23 protein-coding genes and 3 pseudogenes are annotated in these 23,215 nt (G+C 66.6%); 10 read left to right on the top strand and 16 right to left on the bottom strand.

The window, feature by feature from the left end:
* Positions 1-15: 15 nt before the first annotated feature.
* Positions 16-1,248: a site-specific integrase gene (locus tag CSW59_RS04640; protein WP_099442986.1), complete on the bottom strand. Its 1,233-nt coding sequence runs from the start codon at positions 1,246-1,248 to the stop codon at positions 16-18.
* A 215-nt stretch (positions 1,249-1,463) separates the two neighbouring features.
* Here CSW59_RS04640 and CSW59_RS04635 point away from each other — a divergent pair, with 215 nt between their 5' ends.
* The 3 genes from CSW59_RS04635 to CSW59_RS04625 are packed head-to-tail and all read left to right on the top strand — an operon-like array spanning position 1,464 to position 3,341.
* Complete coding sequence (locus CSW59_RS04635; protein ID WP_099442927.1) at positions 1,464-2,378, top strand: class I SAM-dependent methyltransferase; 915 nt, start codon at positions 1,464-1,466, stop codon at positions 2,376-2,378.
* On the top strand, positions 2,375-3,115 hold the full coding sequence (locus CSW59_RS04630; RefSeq protein WP_201722713.1) for a pseudouridine synthase: 741 nt from the start codon (positions 2,375-2,377) through the stop codon (positions 3,113-3,115). Before CSW59_RS04635 ends, CSW59_RS04630 begins: the two co-directional genes overlap by 4 nt.
* Positions 3,108-3,341 carry a sulfurtransferase TusA family protein gene (locus tag CSW59_RS04625; protein ID WP_099442926.1) on the top strand — a complete coding sequence of 78 codons (234 nt, stop codon included), beginning with the start codon at positions 3,108-3,110 and terminating at the stop codon, positions 3,339-3,341. The genes CSW59_RS04630 and CSW59_RS04625 overlap by 8 nt, the downstream gene beginning before the upstream one ends.
* On the opposite strand, the gene CSW59_RS04620 is transcribed toward CSW59_RS04625, so the two are convergent.
* Positions 3,313-4,299 (bottom strand): YihY/virulence factor BrkB family protein, encoded by a 987-nt coding sequence (locus CSW59_RS04620; RefSeq protein WP_099442925.1) that lies wholly within the window; start codon positions 4,297-4,299, stop codon positions 3,313-3,315. The two genes, CSW59_RS04625 and CSW59_RS04620, sit on opposite strands and share 29 nt — an antisense overlap.
* Before the next feature lie 137 nt (positions 4,300-4,436).
* Positions 4,437-5,561 (bottom strand): CaiB/BaiF CoA-transferase family protein, encoded by a 1,125-nt coding sequence (locus CSW59_RS04615; protein WP_099442984.1) that lies wholly within the window; start codon positions 5,559-5,561, stop codon positions 4,437-4,439.
* 228 nt (positions 5,562-5,789) lie between these two features.
* Between CSW59_RS04615 and CSW59_RS04610 the strand changes: the two genes are divergently transcribed.
* The 3 genes and pseudogenes from CSW59_RS04610 to CSW59_RS21750 form a co-directional block, all read left to right on the top strand.
* Complete coding sequence (locus CSW59_RS04610) at positions 5,790-7,115, top strand: diguanylate cyclase domain-containing protein (RefSeq protein ID WP_099442924.1); 1,326 nt, start codon at positions 5,790-5,792, stop codon at positions 7,113-7,115.
* An 81-nt stretch (positions 7,116-7,196) separates the two neighbouring features.
* A complete protein-coding gene (locus CSW59_RS04605) occupies positions 7,197-7,847 on the top strand; it encodes a DsbA family oxidoreductase (protein WP_099442923.1) in 651 nt (216 codons plus the stop codon).
* A gap of 22 nt (positions 7,848-7,869) precedes the next feature.
* A pseudogene (locus CSW59_RS21750) lies at positions 7,870-7,946 on the top strand (hypothetical protein); the annotation flags it as partial.
* Positions 7,947-8,212: 266 nt separating this feature from the next.
* On the opposite strand, the pseudogene CSW59_RS21175 reads toward CSW59_RS21750, so the two are convergent.
* The 4 genes and pseudogenes from CSW59_RS21175 to CSW59_RS04590 all read right to left on the bottom strand — a co-directional run.
* Positions 8,213-8,358: pseudogene (locus CSW59_RS21175) on the bottom strand (hypothetical protein); the annotation flags it as partial.
* A gap of 119 nt (positions 8,359-8,477) precedes the next feature.
* Positions 8,478-8,553, bottom strand: a pseudogene (locus CSW59_RS21745) (hypothetical protein); the annotation flags it as partial.
* 43 nt (positions 8,554-8,596) lie between these two features.
* Positions 8,597-12,064, bottom strand: a complete 3,468-nt coding sequence (gene mfd, locus CSW59_RS04595) for a transcription-repair coupling factor (RefSeq protein ID WP_099442922.1) — start codon at positions 12,062-12,064, stop codon at positions 8,597-8,599.
* A 24-nt stretch (positions 12,065-12,088) separates the two neighbouring features.
* Entirely contained in the window at positions 12,089-12,382 is a 294-nt protein-coding gene (locus CSW59_RS04590) for a succinate dehydrogenase assembly factor 2 (protein WP_099442983.1), read from the bottom strand.
* Between the two features lie 197 nt (positions 12,383-12,579).
* Between CSW59_RS04590 and CSW59_RS04585 the strand changes: the two genes are divergently transcribed.
* Positions 12,580-14,220, top strand: coding sequence for a DEAD/DEAH box helicase (locus CSW59_RS04585; RefSeq protein WP_099442921.1), 1,641 nt, complete (start codon positions 12,580-12,582; stop codon positions 14,218-14,220).
* Positions 14,221-14,285: 65 nt separating this feature from the next.
* On the opposite strand, the gene CSW59_RS04580 is transcribed toward CSW59_RS04585, so the two are convergent.
* A complete protein-coding gene (locus CSW59_RS04580) occupies positions 14,286-14,969 on the bottom strand; it encodes an HTTM domain-containing protein (protein WP_099442920.1) in 684 nt (227 codons plus the stop codon).
* Complete coding sequence (locus CSW59_RS04575; protein WP_099442919.1) at positions 14,966-15,403, bottom strand: hypothetical protein; 438 nt, start codon at positions 15,401-15,403, stop codon at positions 14,966-14,968. Before CSW59_RS04575 ends, CSW59_RS04580 begins: the two co-directional genes overlap by 4 nt.
* A 153-nt stretch (positions 15,404-15,556) precedes the next feature.
* Here CSW59_RS04575 and CSW59_RS04570 point away from each other — a divergent pair, with 153 nt between their 5' ends.
* Positions 15,557-15,847, top strand: a complete 291-nt coding sequence (locus tag CSW59_RS04570) for an aa3-type cytochrome c oxidase subunit IV (RefSeq protein WP_099442918.1) — start codon at positions 15,557-15,559, stop codon at positions 15,845-15,847.
* On the opposite strand, the gene CSW59_RS04565 is transcribed toward CSW59_RS04570, so the two are convergent.
* The gene (locus CSW59_RS04565) at positions 15,842-16,999 is read right to left on the bottom strand and encodes a DUF563 domain-containing protein (RefSeq protein ID WP_099442917.1); all 1,158 of its coding nucleotides are present in this window, start codon (positions 16,997-16,999) and stop codon (positions 15,842-15,844) included. The two genes, CSW59_RS04570 and CSW59_RS04565, sit on opposite strands and share 6 nt — an antisense overlap.
* A 63-nt stretch (positions 17,000-17,062) precedes the next feature.
* On the bottom strand, positions 17,063-18,517 hold the full coding sequence (locus CSW59_RS04560; protein WP_099442916.1) for a coniferyl aldehyde dehydrogenase: 1,455 nt from the start codon (positions 18,515-18,517) through the stop codon (positions 17,063-17,065).
* 194 nt (positions 18,518-18,711) lie between these two features.
* Between CSW59_RS04560 and CSW59_RS04555 the strand changes: the two genes are divergently transcribed.
* Both CSW59_RS04555 and CSW59_RS04550 read left to right on the top strand, forming a co-directional pair.
* Entirely contained in the window at positions 18,712-19,773 is a 1,062-nt protein-coding gene (locus CSW59_RS04555; RefSeq protein ID WP_099442915.1) for a GGDEF domain-containing protein, read from the top strand.
* Between the two features lie 135 nt (positions 19,774-19,908).
* On the top strand, positions 19,909-20,724 hold the full coding sequence (locus CSW59_RS04550; RefSeq protein ID WP_099442914.1) for an enoyl-CoA hydratase/isomerase: 816 nt from the start codon (positions 19,909-19,911) through the stop codon (positions 20,722-20,724).
* On the opposite strand, the gene CSW59_RS04545 is transcribed toward CSW59_RS04550, so the two are convergent.
* The 5 genes from CSW59_RS04545 to CSW59_RS04525 all read right to left on the bottom strand — a co-directional run bounded on the left by CSW59_RS04545 (position 20,721) and on the right by CSW59_RS04525 (position 23,214).
* Positions 20,721-21,116 (bottom strand): DUF6165 family protein, encoded by a 396-nt coding sequence (locus CSW59_RS04545; RefSeq protein WP_099442913.1) that lies wholly within the window; start codon positions 21,114-21,116, stop codon positions 20,721-20,723. The genes CSW59_RS04550 and CSW59_RS04545 overlap by 4 nt on opposite strands.
* The gene (locus tag CSW59_RS04540; protein ID WP_099442912.1) at positions 21,116-22,087 is read right to left on the bottom strand and encodes a glycosyltransferase family 9 protein; all 972 of its coding nucleotides are present in this window, start codon (positions 22,085-22,087) and stop codon (positions 21,116-21,118) included. Before CSW59_RS04540 ends, CSW59_RS04545 begins: the two co-directional genes overlap by 1 nt.
* Before the next feature lie 42 nt (positions 22,088-22,129).
* The gene (locus CSW59_RS04535) at positions 22,130-22,330 is read right to left on the bottom strand and encodes a hypothetical protein (protein ID WP_099442911.1); all 201 of its coding nucleotides are present in this window, start codon (positions 22,328-22,330) and stop codon (positions 22,130-22,132) included.
* Positions 22,330-22,722 carry an iron-sulfur cluster assembly accessory protein gene (locus CSW59_RS04530; protein WP_099442910.1) on the bottom strand — a complete coding sequence of 131 codons (393 nt, stop codon included), beginning with the start codon at positions 22,720-22,722 and terminating at the stop codon, positions 22,330-22,332. The genes CSW59_RS04535 and CSW59_RS04530 overlap by 1 nt, the downstream gene beginning before the upstream one ends.
* Before the next feature lie 117 nt (positions 22,723-22,839).
* Positions 22,840-23,214: an SUF system Fe-S cluster assembly protein gene (locus CSW59_RS04525; protein WP_099442909.1), complete on the bottom strand. Its 375-nt coding sequence runs from the start codon at positions 23,212-23,214 to the stop codon at positions 22,840-22,842.
* Position 23,215: the final 1 nt, after the last annotated feature.

Genomic DNA, 23,215 nt, shown 5'->3' with positions numbered 1-23,215 from the left:
AAACGCTCCTCGCGTTTATTGATTGGAAGTAGCTTGAGACCATCTAATCATAAGAGATCTTCGTTTCTCAATAAGCTCGCCGCGTCGATACGCAGCCTCCACCTTGTTGCTGATGGTGTGAGCGAGGGCCATCTCGACCACCTCGCTGGGGAAGTCCGTTTCCTCAGCCGCCCAATCTCTGAATGTGCTTCGGAAGCCATGGACCGTGAGGTCACTTCGCCCCATGCGCTTGAGCAGAGCCAAGAGCGCCATGTTGCTCAACGCGGCCCCCGCCCTCTGACCGGGAAAAACTGGAGCAGCTCGTGAACTGGCTTCGGACCGGCGCAAGGCTACATCTTCGGCGCGCTTGCGCGTCAACATCGCCTCCAGGATCTCCAGCGCCCTAGGCGGGAGCGGGACGCGATGTTCCTTAGCCGCCTTCATGCGACCCGCTGGAACCGTCCAGATTTGTTGCTCAAGGTCGATCTCCGCCCAGGTCGCGCCGATCACTTCGCCTGTTCTAGCCGCCGTCAGGATGGCGAACTCGAGCGCCAACGGCGCTGTCCCGGATTGTGCCTGAAGCGCCGCCATGAACTCGGGCATCTGGCGGAACGGCAAGGCCTTGTGATGCTGAACAGCGCGAACCTTGGTCTTCGCCGGTAAGAGCTTTTGAAGGTGACCGCGCCAACGGGCGGGATTTTCGCCCTCACGGTAACCCCGCACCTTCGCCCAATCCAAGATGGCTTCAATCCGCCCACGGACGCGGCTGGCGGTCTCCGGTTTGGACTTCCAGATCGGCTCGATCGCTTTGAGCACCAGCCCGGTGTCGATGTCAGCAACCGAGATACGTCCCATGACCGGGGCCACATAGGTTGCGATGGTCACGCTCCACTGCTCGGCGTGCTTGCTGTTCTTCCAGCCTGCGCGGTTGGCCTCAATATAAGATTGGGCGGCATGGGCGAATGTAACGGCCTTCGCCCGCTCAAGACGCCGTTCGCGCCTCCGCTCCAGGCGCGCGTCAATCGGATCAATGCCCCGGGCCTTCATGCTCCGAGCCTCGGTTGCAAGCTCTCGCGCCTCGGCGAGGCTTATCGCATTGACGCCTCCGAGCCCCATTTGCCTGTGCCGACCATCAAGGCAGTATTTGAAGACCCAAGACTTGCTTCCGCCCTTGGCGATTTGCAGGTAGAGACCCGCTCCGTCGCAATAGAAGCCCGGGCGCGTCATTCGCTTAACCCCAAGCGCGCTCAATCTGGAAATCGAACCCATGAGCTCGCAAATCCTCTTTAAAATATCTATCTCAAAGCGCCGCATTGAGACGGATTGTTAAGAACGACTGCGGCTGAAGGCAGACTACTAGCGCTTTGTAATTACGCAATATTTCGGACGCCAATGGACAGGGGCGGACGAGTATGGATATTAGAAAAATTGGACACCCTGTCCGCCACACCTCTTTCGTGGCGAAAAACCCTTTCAGGACAAGCATGTCGGCGAACCGAACCGCGCTTTATGGCCAGGCCGACCACGATCTGGCGCCGTCCGCGCCGGACGCGATTCAGCTTTCGCCTTTGATGGTCGGGTCAAGCGACATCGCCGCGATCGAGGCCGAATCTCTTAACGCCGTGACCGTTCGCGCGCCCGCTGGCGCGATTGAGCGACGCTTCGTCTTGGCCCATGCGCTTCGCGCCCTGGCGCCGGGTGCTCGTCTTACGGCCTTCGCGCCGAAGGATCGCGGCGGCCTGCGGCTGAAGAAAGAGCTCGAATCGTTCGGCTGCGAAGTCGGTGAGAGCGCCCGTCGCCATAACCGCATCTGCATGGTCGTGCGTCCCAGCTCGCCTAAAGGGCTGGACGAGGCCATAGCGGCCGGCGCGCCTCGCCAGATCCCCGAAAACGGCCTCTGGACCCAGCCGGGTGTCTTCAGCTGGGATCGCCTGGACACCGGCAGCAACGCCCTGCTGCAGGCGCTTCCTGAGTTTTCAGGCGCCGGTGCTGACTTTGGCGCAGGCATCGGCCTGCTGGCGCTGAATGTGCTGGCCTCTCAAAAAGTGACAAAGCTGACTTTGGTCGAGCTGGACCGCAGGGCGATCGACGCCTCCAACCGTAACGTCGCCGATCCGCGCGCCACCTTTGTCTGGGGCGACGTCCGCCAAGACGTGGCGGGCCTTAAGGATCTCGACTTCGTCGTCAGCAACCCGCCGTTCCATGAGGGCGGCGGCGAGGACAAGGCGCTGGGCCAAGCCTTCATCCGCGCGGCGGCCGGCGCGCTGCGCAAGGGTGGCGCGCTGTGGATGGTCGCCAATCGACACCTGCCCTACGAGGCGATCCTGGCCGAGAGCTTCGCCAAGGTCAGGCTGGTCGCGGAAGGCGGCGGCTACAAGGTCTTCGAGGCGCGCAAGTGAGCAAGGCGCTGATGGCCCGCCTGGATCGGCTGCTCGCCAATCTGGGCTACGGCAGCCGCAAGGAGGTTCAGGCCCTGGTCACCTCCGGCAAGGTGATCATCGACGGCAAGCCTCTGAAGGACGCCGGCGTCCGGATCGCCGTCGACGCTACCTTGCCCGAGCGCATGACCATTCGCGGCGCCCCTGTCGATCCGCCGGCGCCGCTGGTTTTGATGATGCACAAGCCCCTGGGTGTGGTGTGCTCGCACAAGGAGGACGGCGAAAAGATCTACGATCTGCTGCCGCGCCGTTGGCGTCTGCGCGATCCAGCCTTGTCGACGGTCGGTCGGCTAGACAAGGAGACCAGCGGCTTGATCCTGATCACCGACGACGGCGACTTTCTGCACCGCGTGATCTCGCCCAAGCGCCATGTGCCCAAGACGTATCTGGCCAAGCTCGACCGACCTCTGGCGGGCGCCGAGCGCGACATCTTCGCAGCCGGGACAATGATGCTCGATGGCGAGGACAAGCCTTTGCTGCCAGCTCGCCTTGAGGTCGTCGACGAGCGCACGGCGCGCCTGACGATCACCGAAGGCCGCTACCATCAGGTCCGACGCATGTTCGCGGCGGTCGGCAACCACGTTATCGACCTGCACCGCGAACGGATCGGCGGGCTGTTCCTGCCTAACAACCTCGAGCCCGGCCAGTATCGCATCCTGCCCGCCGCCGAGGCGGAGGAAGTCTTCGGCGATGCTTGAGCCGATACTGGTCGACGCCCGCGGCCATCATTGCCCCGTGCCGACGCTGAAGCTGCGCAAGGCCCATGAGGCCGCCTCGCCGGGCGCGGAGCTGGTGCTGCTCGCCACGGATCCGATGGCCCGGATCGACGTCCCGCATTTCGCCACTCAGATCGGCGCCGCCGTGCTGGAGATCACCGACGAGGACGGCGGTGTGATCAGGTTTCGGATCCTGAAGGCCGTTTGAGCGTGATGGCGTTCGGGCCTTCCAGCAGGGCCCTTGGCCGCTCGTCCAGCGCGATCTCGACCTCTGTCGCCAGGGCGCCGCCGAAGAAGATGGCGTTCACGCTCCACGACAGCCAGATCAGGAAGATGATCACGGCCGAGATCGACCCGTAGGTAGCGCCCAGGTGGACGATCTTCTCGACGTAGAAGGCGCTGGCCCAGGACATAAAGACACAAAGAGCCGCCGCGGCGACGCCGCCGGAGGTCGAGGCCCGCCAGCCCACCGGCTCGCGTGACATGGCGTAGCGATAGACCAACGTCATGCCGACCACGATGCCGAAGCTGGCCCAGGTCCACTCGCTTTGGATCCACGAGACGCCAGCCAGCGGCCGCAGGTTCAGGGCCGAGCCAAGCAGCCGCAACGTCAGAAAGACGCCCGACATGAAGAACAGCAGACCGAAGGCGGCAATCAGGACCAGCAGCGCCATCAGGTTGAAACCGAAGAAGCCGCGCTGGTTCTCCTCGTCATGGATGAAGGACAGCCCCGCCAGCAAAGCCTTGAAACCGCGATGCGCGGCATAGGCGCCGACGACCAGAACGACCGCGCTCTGAAGCGAGACCGCCCCGCCAGGCGCATGGGCTAGACGCCCGAACTCGTCCTGGAACATGCCGCGCGCCCCGGACGGAATCAGCTCAGCCAGGTTGGCGGCCTGTCGCGCGGCGGTCTCCGGCGTCAGGAACAGGCTGTAGAGGCCGATTAGAATCGCCAGGCCCGGAAAGACGGCCAGAAGGGCGAAGAACGAGACGCCGCCGACATAGAGCATGACATCGCGGCCCCAGAGCCGCGAAAGGGCCAGCCCCAGTACGCGCAGGATTTCACGGGCCCAATGGATCGGATCAAGGTCGAGGTCGCGCCAGCGGATCTGGTGGAGCGGGTCTTTCATGCGGCGGACCATGGCGGCGCCGCCCCCGGAAGTCAAAGACGCGCCGTCCCGAAGAACGACGCGCCTTTCAAGGCTTGGCCTGAAACCGATCGCCACATCGAGGGACGGATGGCGCGGAGACCGATCGACGCTGTCACGCTAGGTCCGCGCGCCTGAACCGGACCTGAACGAGGTCACAGAGCCCCAGAGGCCTTCAATCCCGCGACGGCCTCGGCCGTAAAGCCCCAGTCAGCCAGTGCTTCGTCGTTGTGAGCGCCGATCTTCGGAGGCCCCTGGATCACGCCAGGCGTCGCCGAGAATCGAGGCGCGGGCGCCGGCTGGTGACACCCTCGACCTCGACAAAAGGTCTGGCGCGCGGCGTTGTGGGCGTGCTGGGGCGCCTCGTCCATGGTCAGGACCGGCGCGAAGCAGACATCGGTGGCGTCCATGACCGCGCACCATTCGTCGCGGGTCTTGGTCTTGATGACCGCGGCCAGCTTCTCGCGCAGCTGCGGCCACTCCTCGCGGCTCATCTGGTGCTGGAACTGGGGGTCGGAGATCCCCGTCTTTTCCAGCAGAAGCAGGTAGAACTGCGGCTCGATTGAGCCGATCGAAATCCACTTGCCGTCGGCGCACTGATAGGTGTCGTAGAAGTGCGCGCCGCCGTCGAGCAGGTTGGTCCGCCGCCCCTCGTTCCACATCCCGCCGGCCTTGAAGCCGTAGAACATCGCCATCAGTGAGGCCGCGCCGTCGCTCATGGCGCAGTCGATCACCTGCCCCTGCCCCGTGGCGCGGGCATGGATCACCCCGGCCAGCAGGCCAAAGGCGAGATAGAGCGCACCGCCCCCGAAATCGCCGACCAGGTTCAAGGGCGGCACGGGCTTATCCTCGGTCCCGATCGCGTGCAGCGCCCCGGTGATGGCGATGTAGTTCATATCGTGGCCAGCAGCCTTGGCGTAGGGGCCCGTCTGGCCCCAGCCAGTCATCCGGCCGTAGACCAGCTTGGGATTACGCGCCAAGGCGACGTCCGGACCAAGGCCAAGGCGCTCCATCACGCCAGGACGGAAGCCCTCGATCAGCCCGTCTGCCTTTTCCAGGAGCTTCAGGCACGTCTCGATCGCTTCGGGGTTCTTCAGATCCAGCGCCACCGAGCGACGCCCCCGCGCCGTCACATCGGCCGGCGAGCCCCGCCCCTGCCCCTTGCGGTCGATCCGCACGACGTCCGCGCCCAGGTCCGACAGAAGCATGCCGCAGAACGGCCCCGGACCGATGCCGGCGAACTCGACGATCTTCAGTCCCGAAAGCGGCCCCTGGCCCATGGCGTCGTCTCCCATCCGGCTCTCACGAAGCGGCCGGTCCGTCATACTAGAGCGGGCCTGACGTTCGGTCAGGCAAGCCCTTGCGCTCACACCGCCAACGATCTTCGATTCACCCCCAGCATGCGGCGTTGCACGGCTTTGACCGCGCCCCCTGTCTGCTATGTTGCCCTCACGAATCTCGAAGGTCGCGACACGGTTGGCGAAGCGGTCATTCGGGCGGAGGTTGTTTTGGCGGCAGACGCCCGGATTTTGATCGTGGCGCGCGACGACGTTCGCGCTGGGCCGTTGGCCGAGGGGCTGGACCGGCTGGGCTGGCGCACCATCACCGCGCGCGGTCCCTATGCGGCCGTAGCCGCCCTGGGCGACCTGCCGATCGAGGCGGTGATTGTCGATCTGGCTACCGCCGGCCCCGACATCCAGACCCTGTCGCGCCGCCTGAAGGCCGCCGTCGCGCCGCGCCGCCTGCCTGTCATCGCGATCGGCGATCCCGAGGCCGACTATCGCGACCAAACCTTCGACCTGACGCTGTCGCCGCCGCTGCACCCGTCGCAGGCGGCCCTGCGCCTCGAGACACTGGTCCGCACGGCCATCGCCGAGGAGGAGTTCGAGCTGCGGCTCGAGACCTTCGGCGACCGCGGCCGACGCCTCGACCTGCCCGAACAATCCGAAGCGCCGTTCCACGTGTTGGCCGTCGGCGAACCGGCGCCACAGTTTCTGGCCCTCTCGAACGCCCTGCAGCGCAGTGGCGCTGAGGTGATCGGCGCGTTCACCGCCTACACTGCCTTCGACTACCTGCACGAGCGCCCGTTCGACGCGGTGGTGCTGTGGGCCGGCGACAGCCAGCAAGAAGCGCTTTCGATCGCGGCCGGCATGCGCCGCAACACGCGCCTCTACCACATCCCGGCCCTGCTCTATCTGAAGGCCGAGAGCTATGTGACCATGTCGGACGCCTTCCATCGCGGCGTATCGGACGTGGCCTCGCCGGAGACGCCCGAGACCGAGACCGCCCTGCGCGTCATGGAGCTGGCCCGTAATTTCCGGCGCGGCGAGGCGATCCGAGGCGCGCTGGAGAAGGCCCGCAGCTCGGGTCTGATGGATGCGGCCACCGGCCTTTTTACTCGCGACCTGTTCGCCGCCCACCTGGCGCGGCTTTCGACGGCCGCCCGCGAGCGGGCCAGGCCGCTCTCGATCTGCGTGCTGCGGGTCGCCGACAAGCCCGACACCACCTGGGCCCGGCAGAACGGCTGGCTGGACCGCGCCATTCCGCAGATCGGCTCGATGATTGGACGTCTGGTCCGCGTCGAGGACACACCGGCGCGTCTTTCGACCGAGGTCTTCGCCCTGGCCTTGCCGGCGACCAACCAGAACGCCGCCCGCGCCGCCGCCGAGCGGATCGCCGCCGTGATCGGCTGCACCGCCTTCGACGCCGGCGAGGACCGCGCACCGTTCGTCTGCGAGTTCGACATCGGCGTGGCCGAAGTTCAGGCGGGCGAAGGCGCGGTGAAGGCGCTGGAGCGCGCGGCGGCCGCCGCCCTCAAACGCGAGGTTGGCTGACCCGCCGCGCTTGGGCGCGCACGCTCGTCGGCCTATATGCGGTCGGTCCGATCGCGGACAGAGTTTCCCGAGGAGGACGCCGTGAGCCAGCCCCCATCCCAGCCGATGATCATCGACGTCGTCGCCGATGTCGTCTGCCCCTGGTGCTATCTCGGCTGGCGGCGCCTGAAGTCGGCCCTGGCCCTGCGACCGACGCTGGAGGCCAAGTTGATATGGCGACCTTATCAGCTGGATCCGTCGCTGCCCGAGGAAGGCGTCGACCGCAAGGCCTACATGGCCCAGAAGTTCAAGGATCCCGCGCGGCTGAACGCCGTCCACGCCGCCCTGGTCGAGGGCGGCGCCGAGGAAGGCATCACCTTCGATTTCGAGGCTATTGATCTGGCTCCCAACACCAACGCCGCCCATCGCCTGATCCGCTGGGCCCTGACGGCCGGCGTGCAAGACCAGGTCGTCGAAGCGTTGTTCAAGGCCTATTTCGAGCAAGGCCTCGACATCGGCGATCCCGTCGTGCTGGCCGACATCGCCGAAGCCGCGGGCATGGAGCGTTTGGTGGTGCTGCAACTGCTCTCCGAAGGGGCCGACATGGAAGCCGTGGCGCGCGAGCACGCCATGGCGGTCCAGGGCGGCGTGACCGGGGTGCCGTTCGCCATTTTCGCCGGCAAGGTCGCCGTGGTCGGGGCTGAGACGCCCGAGCGGATCGCCGAAGCGATCGACCAGGCGCTGGCGGCTTGATCCACGTTCCCCCTTCCCCTTGATGGGGAAGGGTCGGGGATGGGGTGATCGCCGAGCTGGCGGCCGCGCGCTGCATCGACCGCTGAGTTCACCCCCCCATCCGCCAACGGAGGGGACGTGTTTCATCGGCTTCACGCGGTTTCCCGCTGAAGGGTGGAAAGGGACGCGGAGCGCCGGACATCCGTCCGGAGAAGATTAAATAATACCGTTTCGACGAAGCCCGAACGCTCCGCGCGATCGTTATCCGCCAGCGTCCCGTCGGGTGGCCCTGTTCAGGCCTTACCGGGACCTGGGCCTCCCGTTTCCGAGAGTCCCAACGGTCGGAGAGGACGGGCTTTCAGCCAAACACGCCCTTTTGCCTCCAACCACGCCGACGGCGGGCGGGTGAGCCCAGCAAGCTCAGCCCCGGACCGTCCGAGTATCCCCCTCGAACCTGTCCCCGCTCGACCGCCCCCCGCCGCCACGATGGTCGCTGGCCATGCGCCCTTTCCTCGCGACGAGGTGGGACCAGTATGGGGGTGGTTTCAACGCGGATGATCCAGCGGCGTGTAAAATTGGGAAGGGGTTGATTTCGTTGGGTTCGATTCCGGATACGCGGATCATAGAGCGCCGCGAACGCTCGTACTTGCCCCCTCCGCGCCTACGGCGCTCCTCCCCCGGAGGGGGAAGAAGGGGCGCGTTCCTTCCGCCCCCTCTGGGGGCGGACGACCACGCGGAGCGTGGTCAGGTGGGGGCCTGCGGCGGCCGCCCTACCCCTTCGCCAGCTTCGCCAGCTGGGTCAGGATCTTCTCGGCCGCGTCGAGACGCTGGGCCGGGGTTTCCCATTCGCCCTTCACAACCACCTTCTGGTCGGGGCGCACCTTCCAGATCAGGTTGTTCTTGGCCACGAACTGCATGAGCTCCAGCGGGTTGGCGAACTCATCGTTGCGGAAGCTGGCGACCGCGCCCTTGGGGCCGACGTCGATCTTGGCGACATTGGCCTCGCGGCACAGGCCCTTGATGGCCACGACCTTCAGCAAGCTGTCGGTCTCGGGCGGCAGCGGGCCGAAGCGGTCGATCATCTCGGCGGCCAGGGCCTCGCGGTCGGCGGCCTTCTCGGCCTCGGACAGGCGGCGATAGAGCGACAGGCGCACGTTCAGATCCGGCACGTACTCGTCGGGGATCATCACGGCAGCGCCGGTGTTGATCTGCGGCGACCAGCCTCGGTCCTCCAGCAGGGCTTCCTGACCCTGGCGCTGGCGCAGTTCGGCCACGGCGTCTTCCAGCATCTGCTGGTAGAGCTCGACGCCGATCTCCTTGATGTGGCCGCTCTGCTCGTCACCGAGCAGGTTGCCGCCGCCGCGCTGGTCCAGGTCATGGCTGGCCAGCTGGAAGCCGGCGCCCAGGCTGTCCAGCGACTGCAGCACCTGCAGGCGCTTCTCGGCCGACAAGGTCAGCGACTTCTCGACCGGCGTGGTCAGATAGGCGTAGGCGCGGGCCTTGGACCGGCCGACGCGGCCTCGGATCTGATAGAGCTGGGCAAGGCCGAACATGTCGGCTCGGTGAACAATCAGAGTGTTGGCCGACGGGATGTCCAGGCCGCTCTCGACGATCGTGGTGGCGAGCAGCACATCGTACTGGCCCTCGTAGAAGGCCGTCATCACGTCTTCCAACTGGGTGGCCGCCATCTGGCCGTGGCCGACGACGTACTTCACCTCGGGCACCTGGGTGCGGAGGAACTTCTCGATGTCCTCCAGATCCTTGATGCGCGGCACGACGTAGTAGGACTGGCCGCCGCGATACTTCTCGCGCAGCAGGGCCTCGCGCAGGGTCACCGGGTCGAACGGGCTGATGTAGGTGCGCACCGCCAGGCGATCGACCGGCGGGGTGGCGATGATCGACATCTCCCGAATGCCGCTAAGCGCCATTTGGAGGGTTCGAGGGATCGGCGTGGCGGTCAGGGTCAGCATGTGCACGTCGGCGCGAAGCTCTTTCAGCTTCTCCTTATGCTTGACCCCAAAGTGCTGCTCCTCGTCGACGATGACGAGGCCCAGGTCCTTGAACGACACCTGCTTGGACAGGATGGCGTGGGTGCCGACCACGATCTCGAACTGGCCGTTGGCCAGGCCCTCGCGGGTCTCGGCGGCTTCCTTGCCGGTGACCAGGCGCGACAGGCGCGTGACCTTGACCGGCCAGCCCTGGAAGCGGTCCTTGAAGGTCTTGTAGTGCTGGCGAGCCAGCAGGGTCGTCGGGCAGACGATCGCCACCTGCTTGCCGCTCATCGCCACCACGAAGGCCGCGCGCAGAGCCACCTCGGTCTTGCCGAAACCCACGTCGCCGCAGATCAGGCGGTCCATCGGCTTGCCGGACGACAGGTCTTCCAGAACGTCGTGGATGGCGCTGAGCTGGTCGTCCGTCTCCTCGTAGGGGAAGCGGGCGCAGAACTCGTCGAAGACGCCGTGCGGCGGATCGGTCTCTTCCACATGTTTCAGCTGACGGGCGGCGGCGATCTGGATCAGGCCCTCGGCCATGACCCGCAGACGCTCCTTGGCTTTCGCCTTGCGGCCCTGCCAGGCGGCTCCGCCCAGCTTGTCCAGCTGGACGTTGTCGGCGTCAGCCGCGCCGTAGCGCGTCAGAAGGTCGATGTTCTCGACCGGCAGATAGAGCTTGGCCTCGCCGCCATAGAGCAGGTCCAGGCAGTCGTGCGGCGCACCCTGGACGTCGAGGGTCTTCAGCCCCTCATAGCGGCCAATGCCGTGGTCGATGTGGACGACGAGATCGCCGGGCGTGAGCGCGCTGGCCTCGGCCAGGAAGTTGGCGGCGCGGCGCTTCTTGCGCGGGCGGGCCAGGCGATCGCCCAGAATGTCCGTTTCGGAAATGACCGCCAGGCTCTCGGTCTCAAAGCCGTGGTCCAGCGGCAGGACGACGCGCTGGGGGACCTTGGGATCATTGGCCTTGGCCGCCTGCCAGTAGCCGGCGAACGGGATCTTCTTCAGGCCATGGTCGGCCAGCATGGTCCCCAGACGCTCGGATGAGCCCTCGGACCACGAGGCGAACAGGACACGCTTGCCCTCGGCGGCGAGTTTCTTGGCGTGGTCGGCGGTGGCCTCGAACAGGTTGACGCTGTCCTGAGCGCGCTCGGCGGCGAAGGTGCGGCCAAGCTTGGCGCCGAGATCAACGACATCCAGGCCCTGGGGCTGGAACGGCGTGAACTGCCGGTGCGTGCGGTCGGATAGCTCGCGGTCCCACTCGGCGGCCGTCAGGTACAGGGCCTGCGGCGACAGCGGGCGGTAGGCCGACTTGCGATCGGCGCTGGCGCGGGCCTCATAGGCGTCCTGGATCATCGCCAGGCGCTCGTCGCGCGCCTCGGCGGCCTGGTGGTCGACGCCGATCAGGGCGCCGGCCGGCAGGTAGTCGAACAGCGTCGCCATCCGCTCGTAGAGCAGCGGCAGCCAGTGCTCGAGGCCCGCGCGGCGACCGCCCTCGCTGACCGTGGCGTAAAGCGGATCATCGCCCGGCGCGCCGAACGCGGCCACATAGCCCTTGCGGAAGCGCGAGATGGCGTCAGCGTCCAGCAGCGCTTCGCTGACCGGCAGCAGGTCGATTTCTCTCAGCTGCTTGGTCGAGCGCTGGGTCTCGGGATCGAAGGCGCGGATGCTCTCCAGCGTGTCGCCGAACAGGTCCAGGCGCACCGGCTCTTCGGCGGCCGACGGATAGACGTCGATGACGCCGCCCCGGATCGCAAACTCGCCGCGCTCGGACACGGTCGAGGCGCGGGCGTAGCCGTTGACGGCGAAATAGGTCTCCAGGTCCTTGATATCGACGACACCGCCGACCTTGGCGCTGTAGCTGGCGCGCAGCAGAACGTCCTTGGTCGGCACGCGCTGCAGCAGAGCGTGGGCGGCGATCACCAGGATGGCGGGCTTGTTGTCTCCGAGTCCGCGCGCCAGGCGCGACAGGGTCGACATACGCGTGGCCGAGACGCCAGCCGACGGGCCGATCCGGTCATAGGGCAAGCAGTCCCACGACGGCAGGATCACCGCCTCGATCTCGGGGGCGAAGAACTTCAAGGAGTCGACGAAGGCGCCGGCGCGGGCGGTGTCGCGGGCGACGAAGGCGGTCAGGCCGCCGCGCGCCCGGGCGATGTCGGCCATGACCAGGGCGTCGAAACCTTCCGGCGCGCCGGCCAGGGTCAAGCCGCCGGCGGCCTTGGCGATCTGTTTGGCGTCGTAGGCCATCGGGTCTCTTGATCTAGAAAGCTGTCAGGCGCCGTCGCCGGCCGGGCGCGACGCGTGCGCCTCGAACCTGAAGGCGCGGATCAACGCCATGACGTCGGTCTCGAACTGCTCGGGCGTCGGCTCCTGACCAACGATCCAGGCGTAGATCTCGCGATCCGACTGCTCGAGCAGCGTTTCCAGCGTGTCGAACTGCTCTGGCGTCAGGTTCGGGCCATGGATGTCCGCGAACGGGCCCAGGATCAGGTCCGCTTCCCGGAAACCGCGATGCCAAGCGCGGAAACGAAGGCGCCGAAGGCGAGAGTCGTGGTCGATGGTCATGCTGGGCGGGATATAGAGCGGCGGTCGCCGACGCGCCAGCGGCATGGCCGCCGTATGGTCTGCAAATACCCCCTTCCCGCCTTGCGGCGATTGACTTTGGCGACTTTCGGCCTATTTATCCGCACCTTCGGAGCAGGTCTGGCGAATCCGCGCCGCCCGCTCGCCCAAGCACGGGCGGCTCCGCAGATCAGCGTGTAATGACTGAATTCTCCGACCTCGGGCTCTCGCCCACGACCCTGCAAGCGGTCGCCGACACCGGCTATACCACTGCGACCCCCATCCAGGCCCAGGCCATTCCGGTGGCGCTGGCTGGCCAAGATGTCCTCGGCATCGCCCAGACGGGCACCGGCAAGACCGCCGCCTTCACCCTTCCCCTGATCGACAAGCTGCAGTCGGGCCGCGCCAAGGCCCGCATGCCGCGCGCCCTAGTCATCGCCCCGACCCGCGAGCTGGCCGACCAGGTCGCCTCCAGCTTCGAGAAGTACGCCAAGGGCACCAAGCTCTCGTGGGCGCTCTTGATCGGCGGCGTCTCGTTCGGCGACCAGGAAAAGAAGCTGGACCGCGGCGTCGACGTCCTGATCGCCACGCCCGGTCGCCTGCTCGACCACTTCGAGCGCGGCAAGCTCTTGATGACCGGCGTGCAGTTCCTGGTCGTCGACGAAGCCGACCGCATGCTGGACATGGGCTTCATCCCGGACATCGAGCGCATCTTCAAGATGACGCCGCCCAAGAAGCAGACCCTGTTCTTCTCGGCGACCATGCCGCCGGAAATCACCCGCCTGACCAAACAGTTCCTGCGCGATCCGGTCCGGATCGAGGTGGCCCGTCCGGCGACGACCAACGCCAACATCACCCAGCTGCTGGTCAAGGTGCCGACCTCCGACCCGAAGGCCAAGCGTCTGGCGCTGCGCGCTCTGATCGAGAAGGCCCAGATCGAGACCGGCATCGTCTTCTGCAACCGCAAGACTGAGGTCGACATCGTCGCCAAGTCGCTGAAGGTGCACGGCTTCGACGCCGCCCCGATCCACGGCGACCTCGATCAGAGCCAGCGCACCAAGACCCTGGCGGACTTCCGCTCGGGCGCGCTGAAGATCCTGGTAGCCTCGGACGTCGCCGCGCGGGGCCTCGACATCCCCGCCGTCAGCCACGTCTTCAACTACGACGTCCCGCACCACGCTGACGACTATGTCCACCGCATCGGCCGCACCGGCCGCGCCGGCCGGACAGGCATTACCTACATGCTGGTCACCCCGGCCGACGACAAGGGCTTCGACAAGGTCATCAAGCTGATCGGCTCGACGCCGGACGAAGAGAAGCTGGACCTCGACTACTCGAACGCCGTCACCATCAAACGCGAGGGCGACCGCGACCGCAAGCGCGGCGGCCGCGACCGTGATCGCGGCGGCCGCGACCGTGATCGCGGCGAGCGTAGCGAACGTACGTCTCGCGGCAGCAGCCGCACGCGCGGCCGCGCCGAGGAAACCGCCGTCGAGGCTCCGGTTGACGCCGTCGCGGCTGAAGCCCCCGAGACGGTGGTCACCGAGCCGCGTCCGCCCCGCGAGCGTAAGCCGCGCCGCGAACGCGAACCGCGTCCCGTCGCCCCGGTCGTCGATGCCGAGCGCCCTGCGCGCGCCGAGCGTCCAGAGCGCTCTGAACGGCCAGAACGCGCTGAGCGCCCTGAACGTTCGGAACGCTCTGAACGTTCGGAACGTTCGGAACGCCCCGAGCGTCCCGTTCGTGGCGTCCAGCCGGTCCGCGACCGCGACGATGACGATCGCCGCGTCGTCGGTTTTGGCAACGACATCCCTGCCTTCCTGGCCAAGCCGCCGCGCAAGTAGCGTCGGGCCGAGGCGAACCAAGCAGAGGGCGTCGGACGGCATCGTCCGGTGCCCTTTCGTTTTGGCTAGTGGATGAGCCGCCCCTGCAGCCACAGGATCGCCGGATAGACCGACAGCCAGGTCCAGAAAAAACGGTTCAGCCCAAACAGGCACGCATTGGCCAGGTGGAAGGTCCCCGCCACAACCAGGGCCACGATCAAGGTCGGCTTGCTCAGCATGGCCAGCGGGAAGACGAGCTCGAACCCCATAACCGCCCACGACATCACCGTCAGCAGCCGAGGCCGATCGGCCAGGGCGCGCAGAGATTCGGCGACCGGATAGGCCGAGAACTGGAAGACGTCGCGCAGCGCCCTGCCCGACCGCCACTCGGGGTTCACGACCTTCACCCAGCCTGAGATAAAGTAGGACAGCACCAGCTGAGCGCCCAGATAGCCAAAGAACAGCTCCCTGAACGGTGTGCTCGGCGCCAGGCTCGCCAAGGTCAGACACCACAGCGCCAACAGCCCCATCCGGTCGCTGCCGCCATTGTAGGGCCCCTGGAAGCGGTGAAGGATCAGCAGCGACAAGGCCGCCATCGCCACCAGGGGCCAGGGCGACGCCACACCCAGCAGGACGAGAACACACAGAACGGCTCGGGCCAGAAACAGGGCCCGCTCGTCGCGGAAGCCACGCAGATGCTCTAGGCTCTGCTGGAGCAGGGCCAGGGCCAGCAGAGCCTGCGTCAGGCGGATGGCGTCCGGCAGCGTCATTGGACGTCGATCTCCGCCAGCGCGCGCGGCCGGGCCTCGAACAGCACCTCCCGCGCGATCGCCTCGCCCTCGCGCGCTACGAACACCAGTCGAAACGCCAGCCAGCCCTCGACCTTGTCTGGGCCGCGCGCCAGATCCGCCGCGATCCGCTTGAAAATTTCGTCCTCGCTGTGCGCCGTTGGGGTGTCGATCAGGCGCTCGGCGCAGCTGACCAGGAACAAACTCTCGTTCCAGCGCGGGTTCCAGAGCAGGCGCGCCGCCATCGTTGCGGACGAAACATGCGCTGGCCGAGGTCGAAACTCGCGCCAAGCGTCGGGCTTCACGTTCGCCCCGCCCGTCACGGCGTACTCCACGCGCGGCGACGGGGCGATGACGTCGAAGAAATTCCAGGATGGGATCAGGGCCGGCAGCAGAAGCTGCAGCGGATTGGGCATGGTCCCTGCTCCAGAACGGCCGAGGAATCGCTTGATCCTAAGCTTAACCTGGGGGCGCTTCGATAGCGCCCTTGGCGGAACGCGAGTATCTTGGTGGACGTTTTCGACATGCGGCGCCTACAGGCCGCAAACCAGCTTAGGGAGGACCGCGCCATGGCCGCCACCCAGCCTGACGCCTTCGAACACGATACCGCCGAACGCGAGGCGATCCTGATCGCCCACGAACGCACCTATCACGCCTTCGCCATCATGGTCCGCTGGGCCATGCTGCACACTGCGGTGGTGATCAGCGCCCTGACGGTGTGGTTCGCCACGCCCGGTGGGTTCTTGGGCGCGCTCGTCACCGCCGCCGTCGTCTTCGTCGCCGGCTACTACGGCATCGTCCGCCGGGAGGAGCAGCAACCGCTCGACCTTTGGGTCGAAGGCCGCAAGGGCATCCTATAGCGCCGCGTCCACGAACCCTAGCAGGTCGCCCAGAGGCGGCTGATAGGCGTACTGGAACCCAGGGTGCACCCGGATCAGGGAGGGCGCCTTCGAGGGCGAGCATGGCGACGCGCAGACATAACCGCGCCACTCCACGCCGACCTGCTGACAGGCGCCGCGCACCCACTGGCTCGAGAAGTTCAGAGGCTGGATTTCGATGACGCGGGCGCCAGGCGGCAGGAAGATGGCGTTGGCCAGCGCCGCGCCGCTGGGGGCGACCACCACCTCGGCGTCACGCATCAAAGCGACCTGCTCGGCCACGCTCAGGCGCTCGGGTCGCACAACGGTAAAGCCGCGTCGGCGCAAGGCCCACTCAAACCGCCACTCGCCGATCATGTATCGGTTGACCTGACCGCGACGCGAAAAATAGACGCGCCGCGCTCGCCGTGTACTGGCGGGAAGCACGGCGGCCCGCCCACGCGCGCCCAGCTCGGCGACCAGCCCATCGACCCGATGCAGGAAATGGTTCATGGCGTCCGAATAGATCACCCGCCCCAGTCGCACGATCGGTTCGGCGAACTCGCGCACCGTGAGGTTCGGGAAACAGATCGAGATCAAATCCCGCTGCCAAGGTTTCAGCTTGGGGGCCACGACGAGCGTGTCCTCCAGCAGGCCGGCCTTCTCCAAGGCGCGCAAGCCAGCCAGACCGTCCAACAGGTAGTGACCATAGTTGAACAGGCCGCCCCAGGGCATGAACACCGCCCCACGCTCTGCATAGGGCGCGTCGTCCGGCGGCGTGAAATTCAGCTCGCCCGAAAAGCCCGGCGTGGTCTGGAAGTTCGGATAGCCGTGGCGCACCTCGTAAGAGGCCGCATCGAACACCTCCCCCTTAACGTCGACGATCACGCCATGCTGGGGGACCCACCAGCTTTCGCCAACCGCGCACAGCAGCGGCGGAACTATCGGCGGCGCGCAGCTCATGTCGCCGCCCCACCAGGCGCTGGCCTCGGGTCCCGCCAGGACTTCCGGCGCGGCCGGATGGCCGGGCGGGGTCAGCTCGGTGGCCGTGCGCGCCCGCTCTCCAGCCGCGAACCGCGCCCTGAAGGTCGCGAAATCGACCTCTGGCAAGACCTCGAGTTCATGGACGACGCGTACGGGCGAAGGAGCGCTCATGCGGCCCTTCAAGCACGACGCGCCGCCGCGAACCACCCCCGCCCTGCATCGAAACGCCGTCGATCAGCGCTTTATCTGGCCCGCCAGATACTTGCGGATCGCCTCGCCATAGGGCGGGCGCAGACCCAGCATCGGAGCGATATCCTTCTTCAACTGCTGGAACACCGCCTTCTTGTGGCTGAACTCCAAGAAGCCGTCGTGACCGTGATAGGCCCCCATGCCGGCCGGACCGATTCCTCCGAACGGCAGTTCTTCCTGGGCGACGTGGAAGATCACGTCATTGACCGTGACCCCGCCGCTGGTGGTGCGCGCCAGCACGCGGTCTTTCTCGGCCTCGTCGGTCCCGAACCAATAGAGGGCCAGCGGCCGGTCATGAGCGTTCACATAGTCCACGGCCTCATCGACCGTCCGATAGCTCTTCACCGGCAGGACCGGACCAAAAATCTCCTCCTGCATGACCTTCATGTCGTCGGTGGGATCGAGAATTAGCGTCGGGGCGATCTTGCGATGCTCCTGCTGAGACAGGTCCTCACCGGCCGGATTGATCTCGACGACCCGTGCGCCCTTGGCCCGGGCGTCGTCGATATAGCTCTTCACCCGATCGTAGTGCCGCTGAGCCACCAGCGCCGTGTAGTCGGGATTGTCCTTCAGCGTCGGGAAATAGCGGCCGACGGCGGCCTTGGCCTCGGCGACGAACGCCTCCACGTCCTCTTGAGGCGCCAGCACATAGTCCGGCGCCAGGCAGATTTGGCCCGCGTTCAGGGTCTTGCCGTTCATGATCCGGGCGGCCGCAGTCGCCAGGTCGGCGCCACGCGACAGGATCACCGGGCTCTTGCCGCCGAGTTCCAGGGTGATCGGCACCAGGTTCTCGGACGCCGCCCGCATGACGTGGCGGGCCACCGAGGTCGCGCCCGTGAACACCAGGTGGTCGAAGGCGAGACCGGAGAACGCCTGCCCGACCTCGGGTCCGCCGACGAAGACGGCGACCTCTTCCTCGTCGAAGGCCTTGGCGAACATCGCCTTCAGCAGGTCCGACGTGGCGGGGGTGTATTCCGACGGCTTGATCATCGCCCGGTTGCCGGCCGCGAAGATACCGGCCAGCGGCGCGAAGGTCAGGTTGACCGGGAAGTTCCAGGGACTGATCACCCCGACCACGCCCTTAGGCTGGTACTGCACGGTCGCCTTGGCCCCGAACAGACCCAGGATCGCCGGAGTGGTCTTGCGCCTCTGCGGCCGCATCCACTTGGCGACGTTCTCACGCGCAAACTTCAACGGCCCGATCGAACCGGCGACGTCGGTCAAGGCGGTGGCCTCGGGCGAACGCGAGCCGAAATCGGCGTTCACCGCCTTGGCGATCTCCGCCTGGTGGCCGATCAACAGGTCGATCGAGCGATTCAGCCAGTCGATGCGCTTTTCGAGGCTGGGCGGCCCGTCGCGAAGATGCGCGGACTTCTGCCGATTGAGCGCGGCATTCATGGTCGCCTTGTGGGCGTCCAGAGGGTTCATTGGAGCGTTCATGTCTCGCCTCCCGTGGCTGGCGCGGCGCTTGTCGTCCGTCACTCATCTTATCATCGTTCACAATGCGCGAGCGTGCGTTCGCGCGCAAGCGAACGTTGTTCGTTCTTAACGGGTCGTAAGAACTCTGCCGTCTAGTGTTGCTGTCCATGCGATCGGCCCTTCCCCAACGGAATGAGCCGGACGGGGGAAGAGAGATGTCGGAAGTCGAAACCGCTCTGCGCGGCCCGGAAGCTTACAAGGTCGCCTCGCGCGCGCTTGAGCTCATGGAGCGTCACCAAGTTTGGCCGACCGCGCTGAATTTCGAGCTTTGGACGCACTATGTCGCCGATCCCGACGGCGCTCTCGCCCGTGAACTGACCCGACTGATCTCGATCGGCGAACCGATGACCGAATTGGTCAGCGAGGAGTTGGCGGCGACCTATCTGCCCAAGGCGCGCCTGAACGACCAGATTCGCGACGCCGGGGACATCCTGTCCAAGGAACTGGAAGCCGTCGCCAAGGCCATCCAAAACGCGCAGAAGTCGAACGCCGCCTTCGGCAAGGAACTCGCCGGGGCCACCAAAAATCTCGACAAGTCTACCGACGTCGAGGCGATCAAGGTGGTCGTCTCGAACCTGGCTGACGCCACCCGCCGCGTGCACCGCGAGAACCAGTCGCTGGAAGCGCGGTTGGCGGACTCGACCTCGGAGGTCGAGCGCCTGCGCGAGCACCTCGAGCAGGTCCGCCGCGAGGCCACGACCGATGGCCTGACCAACCTCGCCAACCGTAAGGCCTTCGACGAGGAACTGGACCGGGCCTGCGCCGAGGCCGACCAGCAAGGCACGCCGCTGTGCCTGGCCGTGCTCGACATCGACCATTTCAAAGGGTTCAACGATACCTGGGGCCACCAGACCGGCGACCAGGTGATCCGTTATGTCGCTTCGGTGATCGGCCGCGTCGCCGCGCCGCCGCGCTTCGCCGCCCGCTACGGTGGCGAGGAGTTCGCGATGATCTTCCCGCGCGAGACGTCGGCGGTGATCGCCGCGACGCTGGAAGAGATCCGGGTCGAGGTGTCCTCGCGCATGCTCAAGCGCCGCTCGACCAACGAGGACCTGGGCGCGATCACCATCTCGTCGGGCTTCGCCGAGCGCCGTCCGGGCGAGAGCGGACATTCGATCATGGAGCGCGCCGACGCGGCCCTCTACGCCTCCAAGCGCAACGGCCGCAACCGCGTGACGGCGGCAGAGGGAATGCCCGCTTCGGCCAACGCGGCCTGATCACATAGATCAAGATCCAGACGAAACGCCGCCGATCTCGCATCGGCGGCGTTTTTCGTTGAAGATTCCGCTAGCCTTCCCAAGGGGCAAAGGCGCCTAGACTTCCCTCAAAGAGACCAAGGGAGGTTCAAGGCCGTGGACTATCAAAAGATCCGTGTCTCGACCCAGGACGGCGTCGCCACCATCACGATCGCCGATCCGACCACGCTGAACGCCGCCAGCCTGGAAGTCGCCCGCGAGCTGACCCATGCCTTCTCCCAAATTGCGTACGGGGGCGCGGCGGGCAAGGTCGAGGCGCGCGCGGTCATCCTGACCGGCGAAGGCCGGGGCTTCTGCTCGGGCGCCAATCTGTCTGGCGGCGGGGCTGCCGGGCGTGAGCTGGACGTCGACGGCAAGCCCGACGCCGGCTCGGCGCTGGAGACGATCTACAACCCCCTGATGACGCTACTACGCGACTTTCCGCTGCCGATCGTGACGGCGGTGAACGGGCCAGCGGCCGGCGTCGGCTGCTCGATAGCCTTGATGGGCGACATCATCGTGGCGGCCGAAAGCGCTTACTTTCTGCAAGCCTTCCGCCGCATCGGCCTGGTTCCCGACGGCGGCTCGACCTACCTGCTGCCGCGCCTGATCGGCAAGGCGCGGGCCATGGAGATGATGCTGCTGGGCGACAAGGTGCTGGCGGCGACGGCCCTGCAGTGGGGCTTGATCAACCGCTGCGTGCCGGACGCCGAACTGATCGGCGCGGCCACGGCGATAGCCCAGGAACTGGCGCGCGGGCCGGCGGCGCTGGGGACGATCCGTAAACTCGTCTGGGACAGCCTCGACGCCGACTGGACCGGCCAGCTGCACGCCGAGCGCAAGGCTCAGAAGGTCGCCGGCAAGACCGAGGACTTCATCGAGGGCGTCACCGCCTTTCTCCAGAAACGCGTAGCGGCGTTCAAGGGGCGCTAGCTGGCCAGGTAAGGCTTGTAGCTCTTTTCCTCGACGATGTCGGAGCCGGCCGCTTCGTTGATCGCGCGCTTGATGGCGGCGCGGCGGTCGTTGTCGATATAGACGCGGCGGGCCAGGGCCACGAAGTCGGGACCGAAGTCCTGGCGGCGCTCGCAATCGCGCTTGCCGTCCTCGATGTCCCACAGGGCGGCGTTGACGGTGGTGAGCTCGTCGGTCAGCCGGGTGATCTGCGCGGTGTCCGGTAGGTGCTCGCGCGCGGTGGCCTCCAGCAGGGCCAGCTCCTTGCGGACATTGGCCTCCTTGGCCGGGTCGCCGATCCGCTCGGCCTTGACCCGCAGGATGGTGATCTTGTCGACCAGTTCGCCCGCCGAGATCGGCGCGAGGATGGACATCAGGCGGCTCCGGAAACCAGCTTCTCGAGGGCGATCCAGGCCGCATCGACCGGCAGGGCGCCCATGCCGCTTCCGTAGTCCTCCGCGACCAGCATCTCAAGCCGCGCGGCGGCGGGACGGAACTTCACGGCCTTGCGGCGATCCTGCTGCAGGGAGAGCAAGCGTGCCCCGCCGGCCGCGAGCATGTGACCGGGGCCGGCGTCGTTGGCGACGCCCGCAGCCAGCTGTCCAGCTAGGGCGATGACCAGCAGCGGCCCCTTCACGGGCAAGCCGTCGGTCCGATTGCGCTCGGGCTGCAGAGCCTGCGGAACCTCACGGGCGGCGATCGCCGCGTCGTCGGCTTCGTCCGGCCCGAAGAAGAACACCGGGGTCCAGCCCTTGGCGCCGATCCTGCGCGCCAGGTCGAGATAGTTCGCCAGCGGCCAGCGCTTGTCCTGGCCGCCTGCGCCCGGCGCCAAGCCCACATAGGTCGGACCGGCGGGTAGCAGGATTTCAGCGGCCTTCTGGGCGTCGGGGTTGGTCAGGGCCAGGGGCCTGGGCGCGCCGTGCCCGTCCGTCGCCAGCGCCAGCAGCCGCGCCAGGCGGTCGGTCACCGCCACCGGCCAATCCTGGCTCCGCGCCTGCCGCGCCGCCGAGACGAAATGGCCCGCCGCGCCACGCTGGGCGACGCCGCTGCGGCGCAGGTTCTCCTGGGTGTCGATGACGAGGTCGAACTTACGGCCGTCGAAGGGCTTGGACCACGGCAGGCTGTCGAACGCCTTGGCGCCGTTCGCCCCCTCCAGGATCACCTCGTCGACATAGCCGGCGACGACCACTTTCAGCGGCCCTGTGTAGACGGTCTCGCCCTTGGCGGCGCACCAGCTGATCCGCGCGTCGGGGAACGCCGCGCGCAGGCCGGCGATGAAGGGCAGCTTGATCAGCCCGTCGCCGATCACCTCGCCCATCGAATAGATCAGAACCGTCTGGACCATGGCCGGGCTTAGGCCGCGCGGTGCTCTGCGGTCAATGCGCGATCAGACCGCGACCGGACACTCGGCCGGTATCGCCACGAAGGTCCCCTCGGCCCGGCGCTTTTCGAAGTGCTTCTGGGCGCAGCCGCCCGAGCACAGCAGGCCGGTGTCCGACCAGTAGAGCGGCGCCTCGTCCTCGTGGCGGAAACTGGGCGCGCCCCAGGGCAGGCCGCATTCGACGCAGGACGGGGTCTTGGCCAGCATCAGTCTTGAGCCTCTGCGGCGGGCTGGATCGTGACGCTTTCGCCGCAACCGCAGGCGTCGGTTTCGTTCGGGTTATGGAACACAAACTTCGAGGACAGCTTGCTGACCTCGTAGTCGATTTCCGTGCCGATCAGGAAGAGTACGGCCTTGGGCTCGATCAGGATGGTGACGCCCTTGTCCTCGACGACCTCGTCGATCGGGCCCTTCGTCTCGGCGTATTCGAAGACGTATTCCTGGCCGGCGCAGCCGCCGTTCTTCACGCCCACGCGCAGGCCGACATAGGGCTTGTCGGCCTTGTCCATGATCTCCTTCACGCGCGCGGCCGCGGCGTCGGTCAGGGTGACGACCTTCGGACGGGGGCGGCGGGGACGGATGGCGACTGTCGGTTCCATGGGCTCGAACTCCCTTTTTCCGACCTCCCCGGCGAATGCCGGGGTCCAGATCCATCCGGAACGGTTCCGGCCTTCACCTGGGTCCCGGCATTCGCCGGGAAGATCGGAAGAAAGATACTAGAACATATTCAACTGCAGCTTGGCCTCGTCGCTCATGCGCGAGGAATCCCACGGCGGCTCGAAAACGAGGTCGACCGTGCACGACTTCAGGTCCGGGATCTCCAGGACCGCGTCCTTGACCCAGCCCGGCATCTCGCCGGCCACCGGGCAGCCTGGCGCGGTCAGGGTCATCTCAATGGCCACGTCCTTATCGTCGGAAACGTCGACCTTGTAGATCAAACCCAGCTCATAGATGTCGACCGGGATTTCCGGGTCATAGACCGTCTTCAGCTTCTCGATCAGCTGATCGGTCAGCCGGTTCAGCTCGTCTTGAGACAATGCTGAAGGGGCTTCGGCGGAAACGGGCTCGGGCGCGGCGGCGGCGTCGGTCATG

The sequence above is a fragment of the Caulobacter sp. BP25 genome, from assembly GCF_002737755.1.
GTDB lineage: Bacteria > Pseudomonadota > Alphaproteobacteria > Caulobacterales > Caulobacteraceae > Caulobacter.
Note: the sequence above shows the minus strand (reverse complement) of the source record. Positions and strands in the feature narration are given on the sequence as shown.

Bases quoted from the DNA above. Each gene is read 5' to 3' on its own strand.
- CSW59_RS04640 (WP_099442986.1), bottom strand. From the start codon at position 1,248: ATGGGTTCGATTTCCAGATTGAGCGCGCTTGGGGTTAAGCGAATGACG.
- CSW59_RS04635 (WP_099442927.1), top strand. From the start codon at position 1,464: ATGTCGGCGAACCGAACCGCGCTTTATGGCCAGGCCGACCACGATCTG.
- CSW59_RS04625 (WP_099442926.1), top strand. From the start codon at position 3,108: ATGCTTGAGCCGATACTGGTCGACGCCCGCGGCCATCATTGCCCCGTG.
- CSW59_RS04615 (WP_099442984.1), bottom strand. From the start codon at position 5,561: ATGGGCCAGGGGCCGCTTTCGGGACTGAAGATCGTCGAGTTCGCCGGC.
- mfd (WP_099442922.1), bottom strand. From the start codon at position 12,064: ATGGCCTACGACGCCAAACAGATCGCCAAGGCCGCCGGCGGCTTGACC.
- CSW59_RS04590 (WP_099442983.1), bottom strand. From the start codon at position 12,382: ATGACCATCGACCACGACTCTCGCCTTCGGCGCCTTCGTTTCCGCGCT.
- CSW59_RS04585 (WP_099442921.1), top strand. From the start codon at position 12,580: ATGACTGAATTCTCCGACCTCGGGCTCTCGCCCACGACCCTGCAAGCG.
- CSW59_RS04580 (WP_099442920.1), bottom strand. From the start codon at position 14,969: ATGACGCTGCCGGACGCCATCCGCCTGACGCAGGCTCTGCTGGCCCTG.
- CSW59_RS04575 (WP_099442919.1), bottom strand. From the start codon at position 15,403: ATGCCCAATCCGCTGCAGCTTCTGCTGCCGGCCCTGATCCCATCCTGG.
- CSW59_RS04570 (WP_099442918.1), top strand. From the start codon at position 15,557: ATGGCCGCCACCCAGCCTGACGCCTTCGAACACGATACCGCCGAACGC.
- CSW59_RS04565 (WP_099442917.1), bottom strand. From the start codon at position 16,999: ATGAGCGCTCCTTCGCCCGTACGCGTCGTCCATGAACTCGAGGTCTTG.
- CSW59_RS04560 (WP_099442916.1), bottom strand. From the start codon at position 18,517: ATGAACGCTCCAATGAACCCTCTGGACGCCCACAAGGCGACCATGAAT.
- CSW59_RS04555 (WP_099442915.1), top strand. From the start codon at position 18,712: ATGTCGGAAGTCGAAACCGCTCTGCGCGGCCCGGAAGCTTACAAGGTC.
- CSW59_RS04545 (WP_099442913.1), bottom strand. From the start codon at position 21,116: ATGTCCATCCTCGCGCCGATCTCGGCGGGCGAACTGGTCGACAAGATC.
- CSW59_RS04540 (WP_099442912.1), bottom strand. From the start codon at position 22,087: ATGGTCCAGACGGTTCTGATCTATTCGATGGGCGAGGTGATCGGCGAC.
- CSW59_RS04535 (WP_099442911.1), bottom strand. From the start codon at position 22,330: ATGCTGGCCAAGACCCCGTCCTGCGTCGAATGCGGCCTGCCCTGGGGC.
- CSW59_RS04530 (WP_099442910.1), bottom strand. From the start codon at position 22,722: ATGGAACCGACAGTCGCCATCCGTCCCCGCCGCCCCCGTCCGAAGGTC.
- CSW59_RS04525 (WP_099442909.1), bottom strand. From the start codon at position 23,214: ATGACCGACGCCGCCGCCGCGCCCGAGCCCGTTTCCGCCGAAGCCCCT.